Genomic DNA, 23931 nt, shown 5'->3' on the forward strand with positions numbered 1-23931 from the left:
AAGACGATGAAAAAGATAATAATAATGTTTTCAATGATTGTTTCGAGCATCGCATTTGGGCAGTCAACCAACCCTTATGTGTATGATGAGCCCGAAATGTCGGAAATGGACGAAGGTGATAATCCTGCTGCTCCGGGAGATCCGGTACCGATAGATCAGTATATTCCTGTTTTATTAATGGTTGCAGCTGCTTTAGCATTTGCTTATACAAATAAAAATAAAGTAGCGAAAAATAATTAAGAAATAAAAACTTAATGATATCCGTATTAATTCCCAAAGCAAATGCTTTGGGAATTTTTTTTAACAGTGATATTAATTTTCATTAATCACTTTTTAAATTTTTAACAGTTTGGGCGATTTTAATTGATTTTTTTAACCTTTTTATTTAAGTGAAGTAATATTTAAGAGGTTTTTTCTACACAATACGATGGTATGTATCAAGGTCTTAATGTAAAATATACCATTTACTAATTTTTTTATAGGAATAATATGAGTACATTTGCAAAATAAAACTAAAACACCAAAAATGTTGAATGAGAAAGCTAAATGATGCTTTTGCTGCCCTTTATAACGGAGATAATATTGTGAAGCTCACAGAGCTAAGATATCTACCCAGATGGATTGTTATTCTTATAGATATCGCAATCATACTGCTGTCAATACTTCTGTCATACTTTTTTCTTGAGAAACTTCATGTGGAAGTAAATTTCCCTGAGTATATGGTCCAGCAGAGGATTTTGGTCATTGCTGTTAATGTGCTGTTTATGTTCGTCTTTAAAACCTATGCTGGGATTATAAGACATTCTACTTTTTTTGATTTTTTTAAAATTATTTTATCGTCCGGAAGTACTTTGATTACTTTACTGGGGATTAATTTCGCAACCGAGATTGGGTTGGGAAAATCATTGTTTCTATATCCCAATTTATTTCTGTATTTCTTTGTTTCGGTTTCTGTCATGTTTTTTTTCAGGATGTTTACCAAACAGTTTTTTAATATCTTGATCGACTTCAAAGGCTCATCATCAAAAGTGCGGATAGCGGTAGTCGGAGTGGGCGATGCTTCTGTTTCTTTAGCGAGAGCTATTTTACATAATCCCAATTACCCTTATCGTCTGGAGGGTTTTCTTACAAAAAGATCAGATTCTCATAAAGCGCTTCTCTTAGGGCACAAAATTTACAATATAGATAAGTTTTTTGGTGACAAAAATTTGGTAAGCCGGTTTGATGCTGTTTTGATTATAAAAGAGATCATGACGAAGCAGGAGTTGGAAGAATGGATGACTTGTGCGCTGGATAATGGGCTTAAAGTTTTAAAAGCGCCTACTGTCAGTAAAATGCGCGATTCAGACTTAGTGGGCGGGATTCGTCAGCTTCAGATTGAGGATCTTTTGAACCGTAGACCCATTAAAATCGAAAATGAAGACGTTAGAAAAAGACATTTTGAGAAAAATGTTTTAGTAACGGGCGGTGCAGGTTCTATTGGGAGTGAAATTGTAAGGCAGGTCGCTCAGTTTAATCCTTCGGTCATTGTGGTGTTGGATCAGGCGGAATCCCCGTTATATGAACTGGAATTAGAATTATTGGAGAAATTTCCCGAACAGAAATTTAAATTTGTTTTGGCAGATATTTCTAACAGCTATAGATTAGAAAAGGTATTTGAAACCTATCAGTTTTCTATGGTGTATCATGCTGCGGCTTACAAACATGTTCCGTTAATTGAAGAAAATCCGCATGAAGCAATTTTTGTGAATGTATTAGGAACAAAAAATCTGGCGCTACTTTCTAAAAAATATAATGTGAACCGTTTTGTAATGGTTTCAACAGATAAAGCGGTGAATCCGACCAATGTAATGGGGGCTTCCAAAAGAACTGCTGAGCTTTTTGTACAGTCTTTACAGAACTCTGAAGGGAATACAACAAAATTTATCACAACTCGTTTTGGCAACGTTTTAGGTTCAAACGGTTCAGTAATTCCTCATTTTAGAAAACAAATTGAGAAAGGCGGTCCGGTAACAATTACCCATCCCGATATTATCCGGTATTTTATGACAATTCCTGAGGCGTGTGAATTGGTACTTCAGGCTGGAACAATGGGAGCTGGTGGAGAAATCTATGTATTCGATATGGGTGAACCCGTAAAGATTTTAGATTTGGCAAGAAGAATGATAAAGCTGTCTGGATATACTCCGGACGAAGATATTAAGATTAAATTTATCGGTTTAAGACCAGGTGAAAAGCTATATGAAGAATTGTTGAGCGATAATGCAACTACAATTCCTACTCACCACGAGAAAATTATGATTTCCAAAGATCCTTACATTGACTATGGTGAAATTGAAATTTTATGTAAACAGATTATTAAATCAGCTGTTAAAAGAGACAAAATACAGGTCGTAACACTTTTAAAAGCGATCGTTCCGGAATTCATTAGTAACAATTCTGAATTTGAAGCCTTAGATAAAAAAAATATCGACTCTGTGGAAGAGATAGTATAATAATACAGGAGTATATTAATAATTGGTAACAGTAGATCTTGAATATAAATACAAACAAATTTTGTTTAGAAAATAATAATCCTATTTTTGTGAAAAAATTATCGAAAATGAATTGTAAGAAATATTTTATTAGTGGCGTAGTAGGCTTTATGATATTTTCTTGTGCACCACGACAGGAAATTAATTATATGAAAGATATTGAGAATATTTCCCTCGATAATTCAATCAAAAACAGCCGAAGTACAATACAGCCGGGAGATCAGTTGGTTATTACCGTGACTGCTAAAGATATGGATGTGGTAAAACCTTTTAACCAAAGCTATTCGTCTAGTGCTACTGTAACACAATATTCTGTTCCCAGCTCGAATAATCTTCCTCAGCAGCTTCCTGTATCAGGACCTACTTATATTGTAGACACTGACGCAAACATAACTTTTCCACAAATAGGAACAATAAGCGCAAAAGATGAAAATCTAGAAACTTTCAGAACTAAGTTAACCAATTTGATTTCTGCGTATGTAAAAAATCCGGTAGTAGATTTAAAATTAATCAACTTTAAAGTATCGGTATTAGGGGAAGTCAATAAACCTGGTCAATATATTATTCCGGACGGAAGCACTACTTTGTTAGGAGCTTTAGGTTTGGCAGGAGATTTAACGCCGTTTGGGATTAGAACCAATGTATTAATTGTAAGAAATATAGATGGGCAGATTACCAAAGAAAGAGTTGATTTAACGAGTGCTCAGTTTATCAATTCACCATATTATTATTTAAAACAAAATGACATGGTCTATGTGCAGCCAAATGCAAACAGAGAAAAATCGGCTAGAGTTGACCCTAATACAGGTCTTTATATTTCGGTGGCTTCTGTAATAGCGTCATTAGTTATAGGTGTTTTAGCCCTTACAAAAAATTAATTTTAAGCATAATAATTCTAAATAGTGGATTATAATCAAACACAAGAGGAGGTTCAGGAAGAGTCTCTAAATATCAGAGAAGTCATAAAACCTTACATTCACCGTTGGTATTGGTTTATTATTGGATCAATATTTACTGTTGTTGCTGCCTGGTTTTTTTTAAGATACAGCATTCCAGTTTACAATACAGAATCTACTTTGTTGATAAAGGAAGTTAAAAAATCAACTGCAGGCCAACCGGAGTTATCTGTAATTTCAGAACTGGGAGGTATTGGTGGAATGGGAACGAATTCTGTAGATAATGAGATAGAGATTCTGAAATCAAAGAAGTTGATGTTGTCAGTGGTTCGTGAACTGGGACTGGAAACCAGTATTTTTGCTAAGGGAAAAGTAAAGGATGCAGAGTTATATAAAGAAAATTTACCATTTTTGGTTAGAATTATCAATGAAAAACACAAAGCTAATTATCCCACAAAAGAAGTAATTGCCAGAATAGAGGGCAATACCATTATATTAGAATCCGAAAGTTTCGAAAAGTCGATTAATGCCACTTTTGATAAAGCTTTTTCCATGCCTTTTGGGATTGTGATGTTCCAGAAAAATCCCAACTACAAAAGCATTTCTAAACCCAAATTAGAATATAAATTAAAATTCATGTCAGGCATGAATCGAGCACAGATGTTTCTAAGTTTTTTAAATGTAAGTTTGGTACAAAAAGAGGCAACAGTTCTTAAAATTTCATTGAATTATTCTGTCCCAGATAAATCTGAAGATATTTTGCAACGTTTAGCAATTAATTATAATCGAGAGGCTGTACAGGATAAAAATTCGGAGGCTCAGAAAACGGCTAGTTTTATTGATGAAAGAATTACTTTGATTGGTAAGGAATTGGGGCAAGTAGAATCTCAGAAGGAAGACTTTAAAGTAAGAAATAATATTGCAGATATTCAAACTGAAGCCGAATTATCTTTAAAAACAGTTGCTGCATCTAGAGAAAAGCAATTGGAAAATGAATCTCAGCTAGAATTAGTAAATGGTTTATTAAATACTGTAAATAGACAGAGTGTTTATCAAGTTCTTCCAATAAATGTAGGACTCTCAGATCCTAATTCTGCGTCAAATATTGCAATGTACAATCAGCTGGTAATTGAGCGATCTCGGTTGCTTGAAAATTCTACAGTTGCAAACCCTGTGGTAAAAGACATAACTAATCAAATCGGAAGTATGCGTACCGTAGTACTTCAAAGTTTACAAAAAAGCAAAGCGGCACTTCAAATTTCAAGTGATAATATTCAGTCCGAACAGAATAGATTGTCAGGAAGAATTTCAAAAATTCCAGTTCAGGAAAAATTATTCCGAAGTATTGAAAGACAACAGAATATTAAAGAACAACTGTATCTTTTATTATTGCAAAAAAGAGAGGAAGCAGCGATATCGTTAGCAATTGCAGCTCCGAAGGCGAGAATTGTAGATGATCCTTTAACTAATTCTAATCCTGTTTCTCCTAAAAAAATGATTATTTATTTTGGGGCTATGGTTATTGGTTTGTTAATTCCTTTTTTGATTATTTATTTGTTGGAGCTATTTAACGATAAAGTGAAAACTAAACAAGAATTAGAAAAATTGGTTAACGAGGCTGTAATAGTTGGTGAACTTCCTTCTTTACAAAAAGGTGAGCCAGAAATTGTACAGTTGAATGACCTCTCACCTTTAGCAGAAGCGTTTAGAATTCTGATTACTAATATTAATTTTATGTTACCTAAAAATCAAAAAGGTAATGTCATTTTTGTTACTTCAACAGTAAAAGGCGAAGGGAAAACATTTACTTCAGTTAATTTAGCTCTTACACTTGCGACTCCACGAAAAAAAGTAATTATCATCGGGTCAGATATACGTAATCCGCAATTGCAGAGATATAACGAAAGTAGAAGAGGCTTGATTGGTTTGTCTGAATTTATGTATGATGAGCAGATGACTGTATCTGAAATTATTCATCCGACCTCTTTTAATCCTTATTGTGATGTTATTTACTCAGGTGCAATTACTCCCAATCCTACAGAACTATTATCAAACGGTAGATATCAAGAATTGATCGATACATTAAAGCCACTTTATGACTATATACTTTTAGACACTGCGCCTCTGATGTTGGTAACTGATTCTTTCTTAATTGCAGATGTTGCAGATGTTACAGTATATGTGACAAGATCAGGATATACTGAGAAAGAATTGATAAGATTTATAAATAAACAGATTAAAGATAATAAAATCAAAAATGTAGGTTTAGTACTGAATGATGTAAATAAAATGAACAGCGGATATGGGTATGGGTATAAATATGGTTATGGCTACACTGCAGATCAAAATAAATCTTTTTTAAGTAAGATTTTTAAAAAATAGACTTAAAATTTGGATTTTTAAATTTGCAATCAGATCATTAAAATAGTATAAGTTTAAACCTTATGGAGAGATTTGGGTATAGGTTAGATAAAATTAAATGAATCATGGTAGTGAATGTTGCGAATCTATTAAGATATAAAAAAACACGTATAGCTTATAATAAAAAGAGTAATTAGAAATCTTATGTAATAAATGAAATTTATTGAAAAAACAAACTTTATAATATAATAAAATACTCAAATTAAATGAAATTATATAAAATAGCTGTTATTGGACAAGGTTATGTGGGACTTCCTCTATCTTTAGAATTTGCAGAGCATTATCCTGTATTAGGATATGATATTAATACACAAAGGGTTGATGAATTAAATGATGGGCATGACAGTACACTTGAAGCGGATTTAGAAAAACTTAACACAAATTTAAAAAAATATAAAGATTCTCATGGGGATACTGGGTATGTCGCTACTAGTGAAATAGTTGATATTGCTGTAGCAAATATATATATCGTAACAGTTCCTACTCCAATAGATAAATATAATGCGCCAGATCTTAATCCTTTAATTTCCGCATCAAGGATGTTAGGCAAAATTATTAAAAAAGGAGATGTTGTTATTTATGAATCTACTGTATTTCCTGGTTGTACTGAAGAAGAATGTGTCCCTGTCTTAGAAAAATTTTCAGGATTAAGATTTAACGAAGATTTCTTTGTAGGGTACTCTCCAGAAAGAATTAATCCCGGTGATAAAGTAAACACACTTACAAGTGTGAAAAAAGTAACTTCAGGCTCAACTGAAGAAATTGCTGAAGAAGTAGATCAATTATACAAAAAAATTATTACTGCAGGTACTCATAAAGCTCCAAGTCTTAAAGTAGCAGAGGCATCTAAAGCTATAGAAAATGCACAAAGAGATGTTAATATTTCTTTTGTGAATGAATTAGCGCTAATTTTTGACAGAATTGGGATTGATACGCATGATGTTTTAGAAGCTGCAGGAACTAAATATAACTTTCTAAAATATAAGCCAGGCCTAGTTGGAGGTCATTGTATTTCTGTAGATCCATATTATTTGGCCCATAAAGCAGAGCAGCTCGGATACCATCCGGATGTTATCTTATCTGGCCGTCGTGTAAATGATTCTATTGCGAAATTTGTAGCTTCCAAGGTTGTAAAACTTCAAATTGCTAAAGGAGGGATTATAAAAGATTCTAATGCATTAATTTTAGGGGTTACATTTAAAGAAAACTGCCCAGATGTGAGAAATACAAAAGTGGTTGATATCTATAGTGAATTGAAAGACTATGGTGTAAATGTAGATATTTACGATCCTTGGGCGAGTAAGGATGAAGTAAAACATGAATATGGAATTGATTTGCTTGATTTACTTATTGAAGGGAAAAAATATGATTCCATCATTATAGCAGTTGCACATGACGAATTTTTGAAAATGGATTTAAATACCATTAAGAAAGATAATTCAGTTGTCTTCGATACCAAGGCTTGCTTAGATAGGAGCTTAGTTAATGCAAGACTATAATAATATTATACCAATTTAAATGATACCATTAGTAAAACCATATTTACCACCACGAGAAGAATTATTACCTGAATTGGAGAAAATTCTATATTCTGGATATATTGCAGAAGGACAACCCGTTTACGATTTTGAAGAATTGTTTGGTAAATATCTAGACAATCAAAACGTTTTGGCTCTTCATTCTGGTACCGATGCATTACATATTGCTTTGTTACTTGCCGGCGTTTCAACAAATGATGAAGTTATTAGTACTGCAATGACAGCAGAACCTACGAATGTTGCAATTACAATGGTTGGTGGCAAAGTTATTTGGGGTGACGTGGATCCTGATACCGGATTATTATCTCCAGAATCTGTAAGATCATTAATTACAGAAAAAACAAAAGCTATTATTCTTGTTCATTACGCAGGTATGGTATGCGATATGAAAGAATTTAATAAGATAAGTTCAGAATATAATATTCCTATTATCGAAGATGCGGCACATGCATTAGGGAGTAAATTTAAGGGAAAAAGAGTTGGAAGTAATTCTCACTATACTATTTTTTCTTTACAGGCAATAAAACATATGACTACTGTTGACGGAGGATTTTTATCCTTTAATAAATCAGATCAAATGGCAAGAGCTCGGAGAATGAGATGGTTTGGGTTAGATAAAGGCAAAAGCAGATTAGAAAACGATATTGTTGAAACCGGATACAAATATGCAATGAACAATGTAAATGCTACAATTGGTTTAGTGCAAATGAATCATTTAGAATCTATTGTAGGAAAATACATCGATAATGGTAAATTTTTTGACGAAAAATTGAAAGATACTGAAGGTTTACATTTAGTAAAATATTCTGAAGATACCGAGCCTTCTTACTGGTTGTATACAATGAAAGTTGAAAGAAGAGAAGATTTCATAAAACATATGGAAGCTAATGGTATTTCTGCAAGTCCATTGCACTATAGAAATGATCTGCATTCTATTTTTAAAGAATCTAAAAGAAATCTACCGGGATTAGATGAATTTTATTCTAAGATGGTACATATCCCCTGTGGTTGGTGGCTGTCTGAAGAAGACCGTCAGCATATTGTTCATACAATAAGAAAAGGTTGGTAATATGATACCATTATACAAACCCTTTATGCCGGAAACTCCACAAATCAATGAGATATTGAAAAGTGGTCAATTAGCATACGGAAAATATGGTCGAGCTTTTGAAGAACAGCTTTCCCATTATTTTGAAACGAGTAATGTATTAGTTACCAATACATTTAATATGGCTATTTTAGTGGCATTAACTACTTTGGATGTTAAAGCTGGTGATACTGTGATTGTTTCTCCGATGGCATGTCTTGCTTCAACACAACCTCTTTTGTCAATCGGTGTAATCGTGCAATGGGCAGATGTCGATCCAATGACAGGTACTTTGTCCCCTGAAAGTGTTAGAAGTTTAATGAACATCAAACCTAAAGCAATTATCCATAATCATTATTGCGGTTATCCTGGACATATTGATGAGATTAATGCTATAGGAAATGAATTTGGTATTCCGGTAATTGATGATGGTATAGAAGCATTCGGTAGTGAATACAAAGGAAAAAAGATCGGAAACGTTGGTTCTGATGTTACGATATTTTCCTTTAATCCGGTAAGAATTCCTAATACACTAGATGGTGGTGCTGTTATTTTCAAAGATGATAAGCTCTTTGAAAAAAGTAAGCTTATTAGAGATGCCGGTATAGACCGGACACAATTCAGAGATAACTTAGGCGAAATCAGTCCGAACTGTGATATTACTATGATTGGCCATAGTGCTACACCTATGGAGATTAATACGTACATCGGTACACAACAAATGGAAAATGTTGATTCTCTATTATCAACACAAAGAGAAAACGCAAAATTATGGAAACAATGGTATGCCTCAAATTTAAATGGGAAGCCTATTGAAAATCATAATTCAAATCCTAATTTTTGGGTATTTGGAATTTTAGCTGAGGATAAAATTGAAATGATAAAAGAAATGAGAAGCAAGGGATATTATGCTTCTGGTGTTCATATAAATAATAATATATACAGCGTTTTTGGTAAAAGTGATTTCCTACCTGGAGTTGAATATTTTAGTAATCATTTCGTGGCAGTTCCTTCAGGATGGTGGGTAGACTTAAAAGATGAACTCAATGTATAATGTACATTTTATTCAGCATGATAAGCTAACTCAAGCTGTACTAGATGAAATAATTAAGGTGAAAACTGTTGCTTGGCCCTTTAGTTATGATCAACAATGTGAATGGATGACGAATAACTTAAAAAATTCGGATGTTCACGTTCTGTTGTTTGATGGAGAAAAAGTAATCGCTTATCTTAATCTAATTAAAATAGAAATGGAGATCGATTCTGTTAAATTAAAAGGTTTTGGAATCGGTAATGTCTGCGCTATTGAGAAAGGAAAAGGATGGGGAAAAGAGTTGATGCTTAAAGTTAATCAGTATTTGCATGAAAATAATGATGTCGGGTTGTTATTTTGTAAAGATAAGCTGATGAAATTTTATTCAGAAAATAATTGGACTTTAGTAACTGATCAACAATTAGAAATTTCAAATATCAATTCGCAAATCTATACTTTTGCTTATAATATTCCGAAAAATTTTAAGCTACTTCAATATGAAGGAATTCTTTTTTAATGCCTAATAGACTAAAATAAAAATGCGGCTTTTTTCAAAAATAACTCTTGCTTTTACTAGCCTTTGGTTTTCATTTCTAATGATTCTTCCTGATGAGTTCAGCAAGTTAAGAGTTAGATACTATAATAAAAGAGGAGGGAAGATACACAAAAGTGTTGCAATTTCACCTAATGTTCGTATTCGAGGAAGAGTTGAAATCGATGAGGGGACTTCTATAGCTCAAAACTCTTCTATTTCTGGTGAAAAGGTTGGAGTCTTTATCGGAAAAAATGTTATGATAGCACCCAATGTCGTTATTGTAGCATTCAATCATGGATTTGAAGCAATTGAGAGACCTATGGCTTTTCAAACTAATACCGAAAAAAAAATAGTTATTGAAGATGATGTTTGGATTGCTTCTAACTGTAGTATTTCAAAGGGTGTAACAATTGGAAAAGGTTCTATTATTGGTGCAAACTCTTTTGTAAATAAAGATGTTCCTCCATTTTCAATTGTAGGAGGGGTACCAGCAAAAGTAATTAAATCTAGAATTTAATATAAAAGAAACATTGAAAAAGAATATTATTGCTAATGTCATTGGGAAATTTTGGAGTGCACTTTCTGGTTTTCTATTTATTCCTCTTTACATTAAATTTTTAGGTTTTGAAAGCTACTCTGTTATTAGCTTTACACTTATTGTTGCAGGAGTAATGGCAGTATTAGATGCTGGTTTAACGGCTACTTTATCACGAGAATTTGCAAGAAAAGATCAATTAATCGTAGAAAAATTTAGGGTTTTTAAAACTTTAGAGACATGTTACTTTTTAATCATTATTTTTACAGGTATCTTCATATTCTTTTTTTCTGATTTTATAGCAGTCAAATGGTTAAATCTGAAAATAATAGATCCTGAAAGAGTTTCATTATTTATTAAAATAATAGGCTTCGAGGCAGGATTCCAAATGCTATTCCGTTTTTATATGGGAGGTGTTTTAGGATTTGAACAACAGATTAAAGCAAATATTTTTCAAGTAGGATGGGGTATGTTGAGAAATGGCGTAGTTGTATTAGTGATTTACTTTGTACCTTCTCTTGAAATGTTCTTTACTTGGCAGCTTATTTCTACAATTATATTTACTATTTTAATGAGATTTTCTATATTAAGAATCCTGAGTGGTAAATATATTTTAGGCTTTAAACCAACTTTAGAAAAAGAAATTTTTTTTAAAATTGGTCGCTTTGCAGGAGGAATGCTATTAATATCATTGATAGCTTCTCTTAATACACAGATGGATAAGTTGACAATAAGTAAATTGTTGGATATTAATATTTTAGGATATTATACTTTAGCAATTTCTATTGCTACAGGGATTTATATTTTGGTAAGCCCTATTTCTATTGCGCTTTTACCACGCTTTACTGCACTTTATTCAAAAGGAGAGAAAGAAAACGCTAAACAGCTCTACAAAAAAATTAATTTGTTTGTCTCTATTTTATTGTTTTCATTCATGGCCAATATAATGTTCCAAGGAAATAAAATTATTTGGATTTGGACTGGAAACTCTGACTTAGCTGAAAAAGCCAATATTTTTTTACCTATTCTTTCATTTTCGTTTTCTATGCTTGCACTTGCTACAATTCCATATGATATAGCTATTGCAAATGGGTATACTAAATTAAATAATCTGTTAGGTATATTGAGTTTATTTCTAACTTTACCAGGTTATTGGATTGCTACAAAATTATATGGAGGAATCGGTTCCGCATATGTTTTTTGTCTTGTACAAACTATGATTACACTTGTTTATTTGTACTTTATAAATAAAAAATTTCTTAGTCTTACTTTATATGAATTGTTTATTAAAAATCTTCTTTTACCATTAATTGTTTGTTTAGCTATGGCTTATGGATTAACTTTTATTCCAAATGTATTTAAAGATAACCGAATTTTGACTTTTTTATTAATAGGAATATTTACGGCTACAACATTATTTTCTGGAATACTTATTTTTGTTCCATTTAGAGAATTAAAAAATATATTCAATTTAAGAAAAAATAATTTAAGTAATTAAAATATAGATGATGACTCCTTTATTAAGCATAATTGTTCCTACAAAAAATAGATATTATTATTTAGGATTTCTAGTTGATTATTTTAACAAAATTGATTATCACGGAATAGAGCTTATCATTCATGATAATAGTAATGATTTTACTGATAAGACTGATTTCTTAAGTAAACTTACAGATTATAATGATAGTCGCATAAAATATATTTTTATTGAGAACGAGCTTTCTGTTATAGAAAATTCAGATCGTGCTTTATTGGAAGCATCAGGTGAATACATTTGTTTTATTGGTGATGATGATATTTTTAGTAAGCACCTTATTAATTATGTTATAGAATGTAAATTAAAGGGTATTGATGCAATTCTTCCAACAAAACCTAGCTATAGCTGGCCAGACATTCGTTCAAGATTTTATGGTAACAAACTGTCAGGGAAATTTTCTACCAAAGAATTTTTTGGTGTTGAAAAGGCAGTTGATGCCAAGCAAATATTAGCTACACTATTGAAAATTGGAGGCTGTGACATTCTAAATTTACCAAGAGTTTATCATGGAATTGTTAAACATGATCTACTAAAAGAAATTTACGTTAAAACAGGATCTTATTTTCCGGGACCTAGCCCTGATATGGCAAATGCGACAGCATTAGCTATACTGGTTAAAAAAATGGTTGAAATAGATATACCTTTTGTAATTTCAGGACATTCGGTAAAAAGCACAGGAGGTCAGGGTGCGGCAGGAAAGCATTTTGGAGAGATAAAAGATATAAAGCACTTACCTAGTAATACAGCTAGTCTTTGGACTAAAGATATACCCTTTTACTGGTCAGGTTATACGATTTATGCAGAAAGTGTTATTCAAGCATTAAAGCGTCTCAATCGTTTTGATTTACTTGAAAAATTTAATTTTAATTATTTATATGCTTGCTGTTTAGTCTTTGACTCATCTTATAAAGAGAGAATTAATAAAACGATAAAAATTGCAAAGTTCAATAAAATTAATGTGTCTAAAGCAAAGATATTTTTTTATTATATCCAAATTTGGAAGAATAGATTAATTCATCATTTTAAAAATACTATTAGAGTTGCTATATCTTTAAAGAATAGTAAAAAAGTTTTTGAGTTTGAGAATATTGTGCAGGTAGCAGAAAAAAATGATGAAATGATTTTCAATAAAAACTTTCAGATTCTCAAAAAAAATAATTAGATGCTTTTAATTAGAACTAAAAATATAAATATGAATCTCAGTACATTAAACTTTGTACTGATAATCATAGGCTATCCTTTAGTTACAACATTATTGTTACCAAGCAATTCTGACTTAGAAAATATATCACAGTCAATCACAATTCCTTTTAGAATATTTTGTCTGAGTTTAATGATATTGGTAACTTTTCTAAATATTAGTTTTAAAACCCAAATTACGGCATCTCTCAAAGTATTGGGATTGGTTTGGTTACTGTGGATTTTTAGAATTTTTTATGATTTGTATATAAATGGAAATACTATTGACGGTGCTGCCCAACTGTGGCTCTATGTGTTGGGCATATGTATACCTGCAATGATTTCCATTACCAAAAGTATAAATAAAATTGATAGCAAAATGGCGTTAGATTGGATCTGGTATTCGCTATCTTTAATTTTAATAGTTACTTTGTTTTCAAATCAGGCACTTATAGGAAATACTGATAAAGAGCTTCGTGTAGATGGTAACATTGCGTTGAATTCAATCTCGTACGGAAATGTTGGTACATTGGCTTTTATATTAACATTATATAGAGTAATGCAAACAAAAATAAAGAGCCGATGGATATTGTTATTACATATAATAATAGGTATCCTATCTTTTTATAGTGTTTTGAGAGCAGGAAGTAGAGGACCAGTAATAAATCTCTTTTTTACACTTTTTTTTTGGTATTTTTCTATAAGAAAAAATGCTTTAGTTGGAATTGTTGTGGTGTGTTTTTTTATACTAGGACTTTTTATTTTTAGAGATTTTTTTTTAGAATTGCTTGGAGATATTGCACCAGTTATAGAATCTAGATTTCGTGATACATTGGAAGGTAATTCAAATGACGGAAGAGATGTATTGCATTCAAAAGCAATTGATGCATTTTTCCAGTCACCTTTAATTGGACAGCAATTTGGAATATTCGATGGTAATGGTGGATATGCGTATTCTCATAATTTACTTTTAGATTTTCTTATGGGGTTGGGATTAGTTGGTGGAGGAATGCTACTTTATATTTTGTCCAAAGCAATAAAATTACTATACTATAGTATTAAAAATAAGGATAATTTTTTTTGGGTTTCTTTAATCTTGCTACAACAGTTATTTAGTTCTATGTTTTCAGGTACATTTTATCAAGATCAAATACTAACAGCATTATTGACATTCGTATTTATTAAATATAAAAATTTCTCTAAATGAAAGTTGCCGTAATTACAAATATTCTTACATCATATCGTAAAGGTTTCCTTGATAGACTGTTCCTGCGTGATGATGTTGATGTGAAATTCTATTGTCAGGATTCCTTGTCTGGAACAAATTTTATATCTATACACGAAAAATATGATGATAAGGTTGAAATCGTTAAGGGATATCAATATAAAGGAGGATTGATTGGTTTTCAGTGTTTACCTATTTATAAAATTATAAAAGAAAATGATGTTATATTCTTAGATGGTAATCCGCGGATTCTATCAAATATTGTGATTAGTTTTGTTGCATTATTTTCTCGGAAAAAATTTATAATGTGGACTATGGCACATTCTTATGGTGCTAATCAGTTTACCGAATTTTTAAGATTAAAATGGACTTATTTATATAAGAATATTTTTGTTTACACAGATAAAGAAGTTGAGGATTTGAAGAATAAGAAGTTTAATTCTCATTATATGATGGGGATGAACAATGGTCTTGATCAAGATAAAATTGAAATTGAAAAAGCTAAATGGATTGAAGAAAAGCTTTTAAAATGGAAAAAAACAAAAAAAATAGATAATAAAATTATAGGCATCTCATTAGCTAGATTAACATCTAAAAATAAATTTGAACAAATTATTTTCGCCCTACCCGAAATATTAAAATCGATACCTAACTTTTTGTGGGTAGTAATTGGGGATGGTAACGAAGAACAAAAACTGAAAGATTTGATTTCGAAATTTAATTTGGAGAATAATGTTTTTTTTGTTGGAAAACTTTTTAGTGAAGATGAAATTGCACCGTATATGATTTCTGCTGAAATTTTTTTACATCCTGCATCAATTGGCTTGAGCTTGATGCATGCATTTGGATACTCTTTACCCGTGGTAGTTAACGATTCGATTGAAATGCATGGTCCCGAGTATGGTGCTTTTGAAGACGGTAAAACTGGTTTAAATTTTAAAGATGGAAATTATTTGCAATTAGCAAATAAAATCACTACGCTAATTCAAGATCCAAAATTAAGAATTGAAATGGGTGAGTATAATCTTTTTTTGGCAAGAGAAAAATTTAATGTAAATGTTATGGTTGATAGATTTGTTAAAATTGCTAAAACAGCAAAATAAAAAATAATCTCTATATATCTATATGAAAAAATATTTTAGACATGAATATTAGAAATTTAAATATAGAAGAATAATTTTTAACAAGCTTCAAAGAACAAAATTTTAATATTTGCGTTGATTAAATATTCTTCATAGAACTTTTATATTTAATAAAAACGCATAAAAACTTATTTTTAAAAATTATGAAAAAAACAATAGCAATTATTGGAGGAGGTGGATTTATAGGGATCAACTTTACGACATATTTTTCAGCTAATAATTTTGATGTAACTGTTATTGATCGTCACATTAGAACGAATTTTTTTAACAGCAATATTAAAATTAAGAACGTAGATATTCATAATACAGATGAATTGGTAAAAGCGGTAGGGGATGTTGACTATATACTTTGGCTTGTACATGCATCAGTTCCTTCAACAACCGAATTGAGTCTTACAGATGACTTTTCTATTAATATTAGCCCGATTATTAAATTTTTAGAACAAATTCAAAATGTAAAGAAATTTATTTACTTATCTTCTGGTGGTACAGTATATGGTGACATAAAGGAGAGTTTTCCTGTAGCTGAAGAATTCAATCAAAAGCCAATATCTAATTATGGTTTATCGAAGTCTGTTGCAGAAAAATATATTGAATTTATTACAACACAAAAAGAAATAGAAAGCGTTATTTTGAGACCGTCTAATGTGTATGGTCCTCATCAGAATCTTATAAAACCGCAGGGAATTATCGGATATGCATTTAAGTCAATAAAAGATTCTCACTCATTAGACCTATACAACGAAGGAAAAGTAATACGTGATTTTATTTATGTAGAAGACTTAGCAAAAGCTGTAGAAAAATTTCTAATAAACGATGTAGTGTCAGGAAAAACTTCTTTTTATAACGTTGGAAGTGGTGAAGGTTTTTCAATTATGCAGGTTTTAGAAAAAATAGAAATAATTACGGGAGAAAAACTACAGCTTACCCACAAATCATCAAGAGATTTTGATTGTGAATATAGTGTTTTGGATGTCTCAAAATTGGAAAAAGAAAAAAAATGGTCAATTACTACTTCTTTGGACGAAGGTCTTTTGAAAGTTTGGAAATGGATTAAATACGAATATTAAAATGAAAATATTATTTATTGCACCAATTCCTCCACCGATTAACGGGCAAAGCAAAGCTTCAAAAGTTCTACTAGATGCTTTATTAGATGATAATAAGATAGATATTGTTAATTTAAGTAAATCAAGTCTTAAAAGCGGAGCAAACTCTTTTAAACGTATTTTTGAAATTATAGGGATTTTAAAAGAGGTAAGACAAAAGAGAAAAAATAATGACATTATTTATATTTCCTTGGCAGAGTCTTTTGCTGGAAATGTAAGAGATCTATTGATTTATTATTTGTGTAGAAAAGACCTGAATAAAGTTTACATTCATATGCTGGGTGGAGCAGGAATGAAAGAAATTCTTTCGAATGAAAGTTGGCAAAAGAAAATTAATGCAAAATTTATAAGTAGATTTGCGGGAGTTTTCGTAGAAGGTCCTCTAAATTACGAGGTTTTTAAAAAGGTCATTGATGAGAGTAAAATTCATATAATTCCTAATTTTGCTGAAGATTTTTTATTTGTAAATGATGAGGAAATAGATAGTAAATTTCAATCATTGGATACGATAAAAGTTTTATATCTAAGTAATTTAATTTCGGGTAAAGGTTATGAAGAATTAGCAGATGCTTATCTATCACTGAATAATATTGAACAAAAGAAAATAAGTGTTTCTTTTGTAGGTGGTTTTGAAAGTGAAGATAAAGAAAAAAGCTTTCTAACTAAAATAAAAGGAAATGATGGTATGAAATATTTAGGGAAATTTATTGATGGAACATCAAAAAGAGAACTTTATTGCGAAAGTCATGTATTTTGTTTACCTACCTATTATCCATTTGAGGGACAGCCAATTAGTATATTGGAAAGTTACGCCACTGGTTGTGTTGTAGTTACAAGTAATCATAGTGGAATACCTTTTATATTTAAAAATAATAAAAATGGTTTTGCTGTAGAAAAAAAGTCTGTAACTTCCTTAGCTAATGCTCTCCGAAAATTAATTGCTGAAAAAGATTCTCTAAAAAATATTGCTTTTCAAAATAGAGATGAAGCATTAACGAAATACAGAACTGAAATATACCAAAAAGCCATTTCATCAATTTTTTTGAAATAAAATAAATACGAAGAAAATACAGAAATACCTATTTTTGTATTTTAAGAATTAATAGTTTCTTCAAAATGATATCACATAATATAATCTTCTCACATTAAAAATTTTAGTAAACTTAATACATCTCCTTACCGAGTTTAAAAATAATGATTAATAGACCATACCAAATATGTACAAAAACAATTATGGATACAACAGATCCAAATATTGTTTTTAATGAAAAAGGTGAAAGTGATTACTACACCAATTTTAAGGAAAATATAGAACCGAATTGGCATACTGATCAGCGTGGATATGATGAGCTGATGAGAATCGCAGATAAAATTAAAAAAACTTCTAAGAATAAAGATTTTGATTGTATAATTGGTCTCAGTGGTGGTTTAGATAGCTCATATGCTGCATACATTGCTAAAGAAGTTATGGGTATTAGACCGTTGATATTCCATGTTGATGCAGGGTGGAATACTGATAAAGCGGTTGGTAATATTGAAAAACTGATCAATGGTCTTAATCTTGATTTGTATACTGAGGTAATTAACTGGGAGGAAATGAAAGATCTTCAGGTCGCTTTTCTTAAATCTCAGATCTCAGATCAAGATTTGCCTCAGGATTACGCTTTTTTCTCAGGTCTATACAAATTTGCTAAAAAGAATAAAATCAATTATGTGCTTACTGGAGGTAATTTTTCTACAGAATGCTGTAGAGAGCCTGAAGAATGGGGTGGTTTTCCGGGAATAGATACTACACTAGTTAAGGATATTCATAAGAAATTTGGCAAACGTCCTTTAAAAACTTTCCCATTGGTAGATATACTTTCTTATAAAATTTATTATAAATATGTTTATGGAATGGAAGTTTTTAAACCATTGAATTTAATTCCATATATTAAAAAAGATGCTGAGGAACTTTTACAGGCAAAATTTGGCTGGGAACCATTTCAGCATAAACACCATGAGTCAAGGTTTACAAGGTTTTATGAAGATTATTGGCTTCCAAGAAAATTTGGTTACCAGAAAAGAAAAGCGCACTTTTCGTCACTTATTCTTACAGGACAAATGACACGTGAAGAAGCGTTGGAAAGAGTCTCGAAACCGGAACTTTCTGAGGAATTTCTTCAGAAAGAATTTGAATATGTAGCTAATAAGTTGGATCTTACAAAAGAAGAATTACAACAAATCTTTGAAGGTGAAAATAAGACTTACAAGGATTACAAAAATAAAATGGGGATTATTAAATTAGGTGCTCAGGCAATGCAGAAGCTTGGTCTCGAAAAAAGATTATTTAGATAGCATGATAACAATTATTGATTATGGTGTAGGAAATATAAATGCTTTTGTAAATGTCTATAAAAGAGTTGATGTTCCTGTGAAAATTGCAAAAACAAAGGAAGATCTTTTGGATGCTAAAAAATTAATACTTCCGGGGGTGGGTCACTTTGATCATGCCATGACTCAGCTGAATAATTCAGGGATGAGAGATATGCTGGATGAATTGGTTCTTGGAAAAAAAGTTCCTGTAATCGGAATTTGTGTAGGAATGCAAATGATGGCAAATAGTAGCGATGAAGGACAGATGGAAGGACTGAAATGGATTGATGCTTCTGTAAGGAAATTTGATGAGACAAAAATTCATCAGGTAACTAGACTTCCGCATATGGGTTGGAATGATGTTAAACCGGTTAAAGATTTGGAGCTTTTCAGAGGGTTAGAAAATGATTCTATTTTTTACTTCTTACATACATATTATTTTGAATGTAAAAATCAAAACGATATAATGGCGGTAACCGAATATGGTGATGAATTTGCTTCAGCAGCCCATCACGAAAACAAATATGGGATTCAGTTTCATCCGGAAAAGAGCCATCATTATGGTGAAATATTGTTACATAATTTTGCAAAACTTTAAGAATGTTAAGACCAAGAATAATTCCGAGTCTTTTAATCCAAGATAACGGATTAGTAAAAACGGTAAACTTTAAGAACCCCAAATATGTAGGAGATCCTATTAATGCCGTAAAAATATTTAATGAAAAAGAAGTTGATGAATTGGCTATTTTTGACATTGATGCTACAAGTAAAGGTTTAGAGCCAAACTATAGCTTGATTGAAAGAATTGCTAATCAGTCAAGAATGCCGCTTTGTTATGGAGGAGGAGTGAAAACACTGGAACAGGCACAAAAGATATTCGGATTGGGCATAGAAAAAATTGCGCTTTCCTCCGCAGTATTGCAAAATCCACAATTAATTACAGAGATTGCAGATCGGGTAGGTGCACAAAGTGTCATCGTAGTTCTTGATGTTAAAAAGAAATTATTGGGAGGTTATGAAGTGTATACTCATAATGGTAAAAAATCTACAGGAATAAATCCATTTAAATTTATTGAACAGGCACAACAGTTAGGAGCGGGTGAAATTGTTATAAATTCTATTGATCAGGATGGAGTGATGAAGGGCTTTGATATGTCATTAATCGAAAAAGCTAGAGAGAAAACATCATTGCCAATGACGGTATTGGGTGGGGCCGGATCTCTTGAGGATATTGAGAAGGTAATCGATAAACACAAAATTATAGGGGTAGCAGCGGGAAGTCTTTTTGTATTCAAAGGAAAATACAAAGCTGTATTAATCAATTACCCCAATAAGGAAGAAAAAGATAAACTAATAAAAAAAATCTAATGAAAATTCAAAATAAAACACTTCTAATAACCGGAGGAACTGGATCATTCGGAACAGCAGTTCTAAACAGATTTTTACACACAGACCACTTCAAAGAAATCCGTATTTTTTCTCGTGATGAGAAAAAGCAGGATGATATGAGGAACTTGTACAAAAATGATAAAATTAAATATTATATCGGAGATGTTAGAGATTTTTCAAGTGTTGAGCCGGCTACAAGAGGGGTAGATTATATCTTTCATGCGGCAGCTTTAAAACAGGTTCCCTCTTGTGAATTTTTTCCGATGCAGGCTGTGAAGACCAATGTTGAAGGAACACAGAATGTGATACGTGCAGCAACTGCTAATAAAGTACAGAAAGTAATTTGTTTATCTACAGATAAAGCAGCTTACCCGATCAACGCAATGGGAATTTCCAAAGCAATGATGGAGAAAGTGGCTGTTGCAGAGTCTAGAAATACCACTGAAACGGTGGTTTGCCTTACCCGCTATGGAAATGTAATGGCATCCAGAGGTTCGGTTATTCCTTTATTTTTAAATCAGATTCAGAAAGGAGAGCCTATCACGATTACTGATCCCAATATGTCTAGATTTTTTATGTCACTGGAAGATGCGGTAGATTTAGTATTATTTGCCTTCGAACACGCTAATCCCGGAGATTTATTTGTAAATAAAGCGCCTGCAGGAAGCATCGGAGATTTAGCAAAAGCTCTAATTGAATTGACGGGTAAAGAAGTTCCTGTAAAAGTGATTGGAACTCGCCATGGTGAAAAATTATACGAAACACTGTGTACCCGTGAAGAAATGGCAAAAGCCGAAGATATGGGAGATTTCTATCGTGTTCCGGCAGATAATCGTGATTTGAATTATGCGCAGTATTTCTCCGAAGGGGAAGAAGAAGTTGCCGAGATCGAAGATTATCACTCACACAATACAGAACAGCAAGGCGTTGAGGGTCTTAAAAAGCTGATTTCAACTTTGCCGTTAATTCGTAAAGAAGTTTTCGGAGAAGATGTAATGCAGTATCCTTATTAATATAAATTAACTATGAGTCAAGTAATGATTTTCGAGGGAAATCGTCATGAGGATGAAAGAGGAGTTATAACTTACAATAATGAGTTTGATTTTTCTAAAATAAAAAGGCTTTATACTATTGAAAATCATTCTACAGATTTTATAAGAGGTTGGCAGGGACATAAAATAGAACAAAGATGGTATTCTTGTTTCAAAGGAAGTTTTGAAATTGCTGTAATTGAAGTTGATGATTTTACAAATCCTTCAAAAGATTTAACAATTCTGAAATATCTATTAATAGATGAAGTATTAACTTACCTGTATATTCCGGCTGGTTGTATTACCGCAATCCAATCTAAATCTGAAGGAAGCAAATTATTGGTTTTGGCAGATTACAGTTTAGGAGAAATTGCTGATGAATATAGATATAGCTTAAAATATTTTAAGAATTTATAATTTAAATAAGCGTGTTTTAGCGTAGGCTGATGAAGCCAATAGCTAAAAGCCAATAGCTAAAAGCTTTCAACTATGAAAAAAATCGGAATTACCGGTCAGAATGGTTTTGTCGGAAGACATTTATATAATACTTTAGGTTTATTTCCTGAAGATTTTCAGAGGATTACTTTTCAGAAAGATTATTTTGAAAATGAAAATGAGTTAGATCAATTTATAAAAAAATGTGATGTTATTGTTCATTTAGCTGCAATGAATCGTCACGAAAGTGAACAATTGATTTATGAGACTAATATAGGTTTAGCTCAAAAATTAGTTGAATCATTAAAAAGAACAGGTTCAAAAGCTCACGTTATGATTTCTTCTTCTACTCAGGAAGAAAGAGATAATTTATACGGGAAATCGAAAAAAGAAGGTAGAGAAGCATTAGCAAACTGGGCTCAGGAAAATGATGGGAAAATTACAGGTTTAATTATTCCCAATGTTTTTGGAGCTTTCGGCAAGCCTTTCTATAATTCATTTGTTTCTACATTCTGTTATCAGTTAACACATGGTGAAACGCCGACTATTGCAACAGATGGAGAAGTTAAATTGATTTATGTTCAGGAATTGGTAGATATAATTATTAATGAAATTAATGTAGGTGACAGCAAACCTGAATTTTTAATTGAACCTACAGCAACGAAGAAAGTTTCTGATGTTTTATCATTATTAATTGATTATAAAACGAAATACTTTGATTGTGGCGAAATTCCTGGAACGGTTGATTCGTTTGAGCATAATTTATTCAATACGTATCGTTCATACATCGATTACGAAACGCACTACCCTGTAAAGTTTAGACAACATACTGATCCTCGTGGTGCTTTTGTTGAGGTAATTCGTTTGGGAATTGGAGGTCAATGTTCTTTCTCAACAACAGTTCCGGGAATTACAAGGGGAAATCATTTTCACACAAGAAAAATAGAAAGATTTGCTGTGATCAAAGGAAAAGCTTTAATTCAGTTAAGAAAAATTGATTCTGATGAGATTTTAGACTTTTACCTGGATGGAAATGAGCCTGGGTATGTAGATATGCCGATTTGGTATACGCACAATATCAAAAATATTGGAGAAGAAGAATTGTATACGATCTTTTGGATTAATGAAGCATTTAATTCTGAAAATGCAGATACATATTTTCTTGAAGTGCAAATATAGTAAGCAAAATACCATGAAAAACATCATTATTACAGGCGGAGCCGGTTTCATTGGCTCACATGTCGTAAGAGAATTTGTAAAAAACAATCCGGAATCTACCATCATCAATCTTGATGCTTTAACGTATGCCGGAAATCTTGAAAATTTAAAGGATATTGAAAATGAGCCTAATTACGTTTTCGAAAAAGCAGACATCACAAAACCTGAAGAATTAAGAAAGGTTTTTGAAAAATATAATCCGGATGCTGTTATTCATTTGGCTGCGGAAAGCCACGTGGACAGAAGTATTACAGATCCGATGGCATTTATCAACACCAACGTCAACGGAACTGCAAACCTTCTGAATCTCTGTAAAGAATTCTGGACTTTAAACGAGGATCACACCCACGGAAGATTCCCGAATGAAAAAAGAACCCATCTTTTTTATCATGTTTCTACAGATGAAGTGTACGGAAGCTTGGGCGAAACAGGATTTTTCCTTGAAACAACATCTTATGATCCACAATCTCCATATTCGGCATCAAAAGCTGCTTCAGATCATTTGGTAAGAGCTTACGGAAATACTTATGGAATGCCGTTTATTGTTTCTAATTGTTCTAATAATTACGGTCCGAATCATTTTCCTGAAAAATTGATTCCGCTATGTATTTCAAATATTATTAACGAAAAGCCTTTACCAATTTACGGTGATGGAAAATACACAAGAGATTGGTTATTTGTAATTGACCATGCAAAAGCAATTCACCAAATTTTTAACGATGCTAAAACGGG

General features: G+C 31.8%; 22 protein-coding genes. All 22 read left to right on the forward strand.

The window, feature by feature from the left end:
• Positions 1-6: 6 nt before the first annotated feature.
• On the forward strand, positions 7-240 hold the full coding sequence (locus OF897_RS06270) for a hypothetical protein (RefSeq protein ID WP_267264833.1): 234 nt from the start codon (positions 7-9) through the stop codon (positions 238-240).
• 293 nt (positions 241-533) lie between these two features.
• Positions 534-2495, forward strand: a complete 1962-nt coding sequence (locus OF897_RS06275) for a polysaccharide biosynthesis protein (RefSeq protein ID WP_267264834.1) — start codon at positions 534-536, stop codon at positions 2493-2495.
• Between the two features lie 107 nt (positions 2496-2602).
• Positions 2603-3412, forward strand: coding sequence for a polysaccharide biosynthesis/export family protein (locus OF897_RS06280; protein WP_267264835.1), 810 nt, complete (start codon positions 2603-2605; stop codon positions 3410-3412).
• Positions 3413-3436: 24 nt separating this feature from the next.
• Complete coding sequence (locus OF897_RS06285) at positions 3437-5812, forward strand: GumC family protein (protein ID WP_267264836.1); 2376 nt, start codon at positions 3437-3439, stop codon at positions 5810-5812.
• A 245-nt stretch (positions 5813-6057) separates the two neighbouring features.
• Entirely contained in the window at positions 6058-7350 is a 1293-nt protein-coding gene (locus OF897_RS06290) for a nucleotide sugar dehydrogenase (RefSeq protein WP_267264837.1), read from the forward strand.
• 19 nt (positions 7351-7369) lie between these two features.
• Positions 7370-8458, forward strand: coding sequence for a DegT/DnrJ/EryC1/StrS family aminotransferase (locus tag OF897_RS06295; protein WP_267264838.1), 1089 nt, complete (start codon positions 7370-7372; stop codon positions 8456-8458).
• Position 8459: 1 nt separating this feature from the next.
• Positions 8460-9530, forward strand: a complete 1071-nt coding sequence (locus OF897_RS06300) for a DegT/DnrJ/EryC1/StrS family aminotransferase (protein ID WP_267264839.1) — start codon at positions 8460-8462, stop codon at positions 9528-9530.
• On the forward strand, positions 9514-10026 hold the full coding sequence (locus OF897_RS06305; RefSeq protein ID WP_267264840.1) for a GNAT family N-acetyltransferase: 513 nt from the start codon (positions 9514-9516) through the stop codon (positions 10024-10026). Before OF897_RS06300 ends, OF897_RS06305 begins: the two co-directional genes overlap by 17 nt.
• 22 nt (positions 10027-10048) lie before the next feature.
• The gene (locus OF897_RS06310) at positions 10049-10561 is read left to right on the forward strand and encodes an acyltransferase (protein ID WP_267264841.1); all 513 of its coding nucleotides are present in this window, start codon (positions 10049-10051) and stop codon (positions 10559-10561) included.
• Positions 10562-10574: 13 nt separating this feature from the next.
• Positions 10575-12077: an oligosaccharide flippase family protein gene (locus OF897_RS06315; RefSeq protein WP_267264842.1), complete on the forward strand. Its 1503-nt coding sequence runs from the start codon at positions 10575-10577 to the stop codon at positions 12075-12077.
• 10 nt (positions 12078-12087) lie between these two features.
• Positions 12088-13278, forward strand: coding sequence for a glycosyltransferase family 2 protein (locus tag OF897_RS06320; RefSeq protein WP_267264843.1), 1191 nt, complete (start codon positions 12088-12090; stop codon positions 13276-13278).
• A gap of 30 nt (positions 13279-13308) precedes the next feature.
• Positions 13309-14502, forward strand: a complete 1194-nt coding sequence (locus OF897_RS06325) for an O-antigen ligase family protein (RefSeq protein ID WP_267264844.1) — start codon at positions 13309-13311, stop codon at positions 14500-14502.
• Positions 14499-15623 (forward strand): glycosyltransferase, encoded by a 1125-nt coding sequence (locus OF897_RS06330; protein WP_267264845.1) that lies wholly within the window; start codon positions 14499-14501, stop codon positions 15621-15623. The genes OF897_RS06325 and OF897_RS06330 overlap by 4 nt, the downstream gene beginning before the upstream one ends.
• Before the next feature lie 182 nt (positions 15624-15805).
• Complete coding sequence (locus tag OF897_RS06335; RefSeq protein ID WP_267264846.1) at positions 15806-16732, forward strand: NAD-dependent epimerase/dehydratase family protein; 927 nt, start codon at positions 15806-15808, stop codon at positions 16730-16732.
• A gap of 1 nt (position 16733) precedes the next feature.
• On the forward strand, positions 16734-17822 hold the full coding sequence (locus OF897_RS06340; RefSeq protein WP_267264847.1) for a glycosyltransferase family 4 protein: 1089 nt from the start codon (positions 16734-16736) through the stop codon (positions 17820-17822).
• A 143-nt stretch (positions 17823-17965) separates the two neighbouring features.
• Positions 17966-19108, forward strand: coding sequence for an N-acetyl sugar amidotransferase (locus tag OF897_RS06345; protein WP_267264848.1), 1143 nt, complete (start codon positions 17966-17968; stop codon positions 19106-19108).
• 1 nt (position 19109) lies between these two features.
• Complete coding sequence (gene hisH / locus OF897_RS06350; protein ID WP_267264849.1) at positions 19110-19724, forward strand: imidazole glycerol phosphate synthase subunit HisH; 615 nt, start codon at positions 19110-19112, stop codon at positions 19722-19724.
• Between the two features lie 2 nt (positions 19725-19726).
• The gene (locus tag OF897_RS06355) at positions 19727-20494 is read left to right on the forward strand and encodes an AglZ/HisF2 family acetamidino modification protein (RefSeq protein ID WP_267264850.1); all 768 of its coding nucleotides are present in this window, start codon (positions 19727-19729) and stop codon (positions 20492-20494) included.
• The gene (locus tag OF897_RS06360) at positions 20494-21528 is read left to right on the forward strand and encodes a polysaccharide biosynthesis protein (protein WP_267264851.1); all 1035 of its coding nucleotides are present in this window, start codon (positions 20494-20496) and stop codon (positions 21526-21528) included. Before OF897_RS06355 ends, OF897_RS06360 begins: the two co-directional genes overlap by 1 nt.
• Before the next feature lie 12 nt (positions 21529-21540).
• Positions 21541-21963 (forward strand): WxcM-like domain-containing protein, encoded by a 423-nt coding sequence (locus OF897_RS06365; protein ID WP_267264852.1) that lies wholly within the window; start codon positions 21541-21543, stop codon positions 21961-21963.
• Positions 21964-22035: 72 nt separating this feature from the next.
• Positions 22036-23160, forward strand: coding sequence for a polysaccharide biosynthesis C-terminal domain-containing protein (locus tag OF897_RS06370; RefSeq protein ID WP_267264853.1), 1125 nt, complete (start codon positions 22036-22038; stop codon positions 23158-23160).
• A 13-nt stretch (positions 23161-23173) separates the two neighbouring features.
• The coding region (locus tag OF897_RS06375) for a dTDP-glucose 4,6-dehydratase (RefSeq protein ID WP_267264854.1) at positions 23174-23931 on the forward strand (758 nt) is incomplete at its 3' end.

It is taken from the genome of Chryseobacterium formosum, assembly GCF_026460885.1.
In the GTDB taxonomy this organism is placed as follows: domain Bacteria; phylum Bacteroidota; class Bacteroidia; order Flavobacteriales; family Weeksellaceae; genus Chryseobacterium; species Chryseobacterium formosus.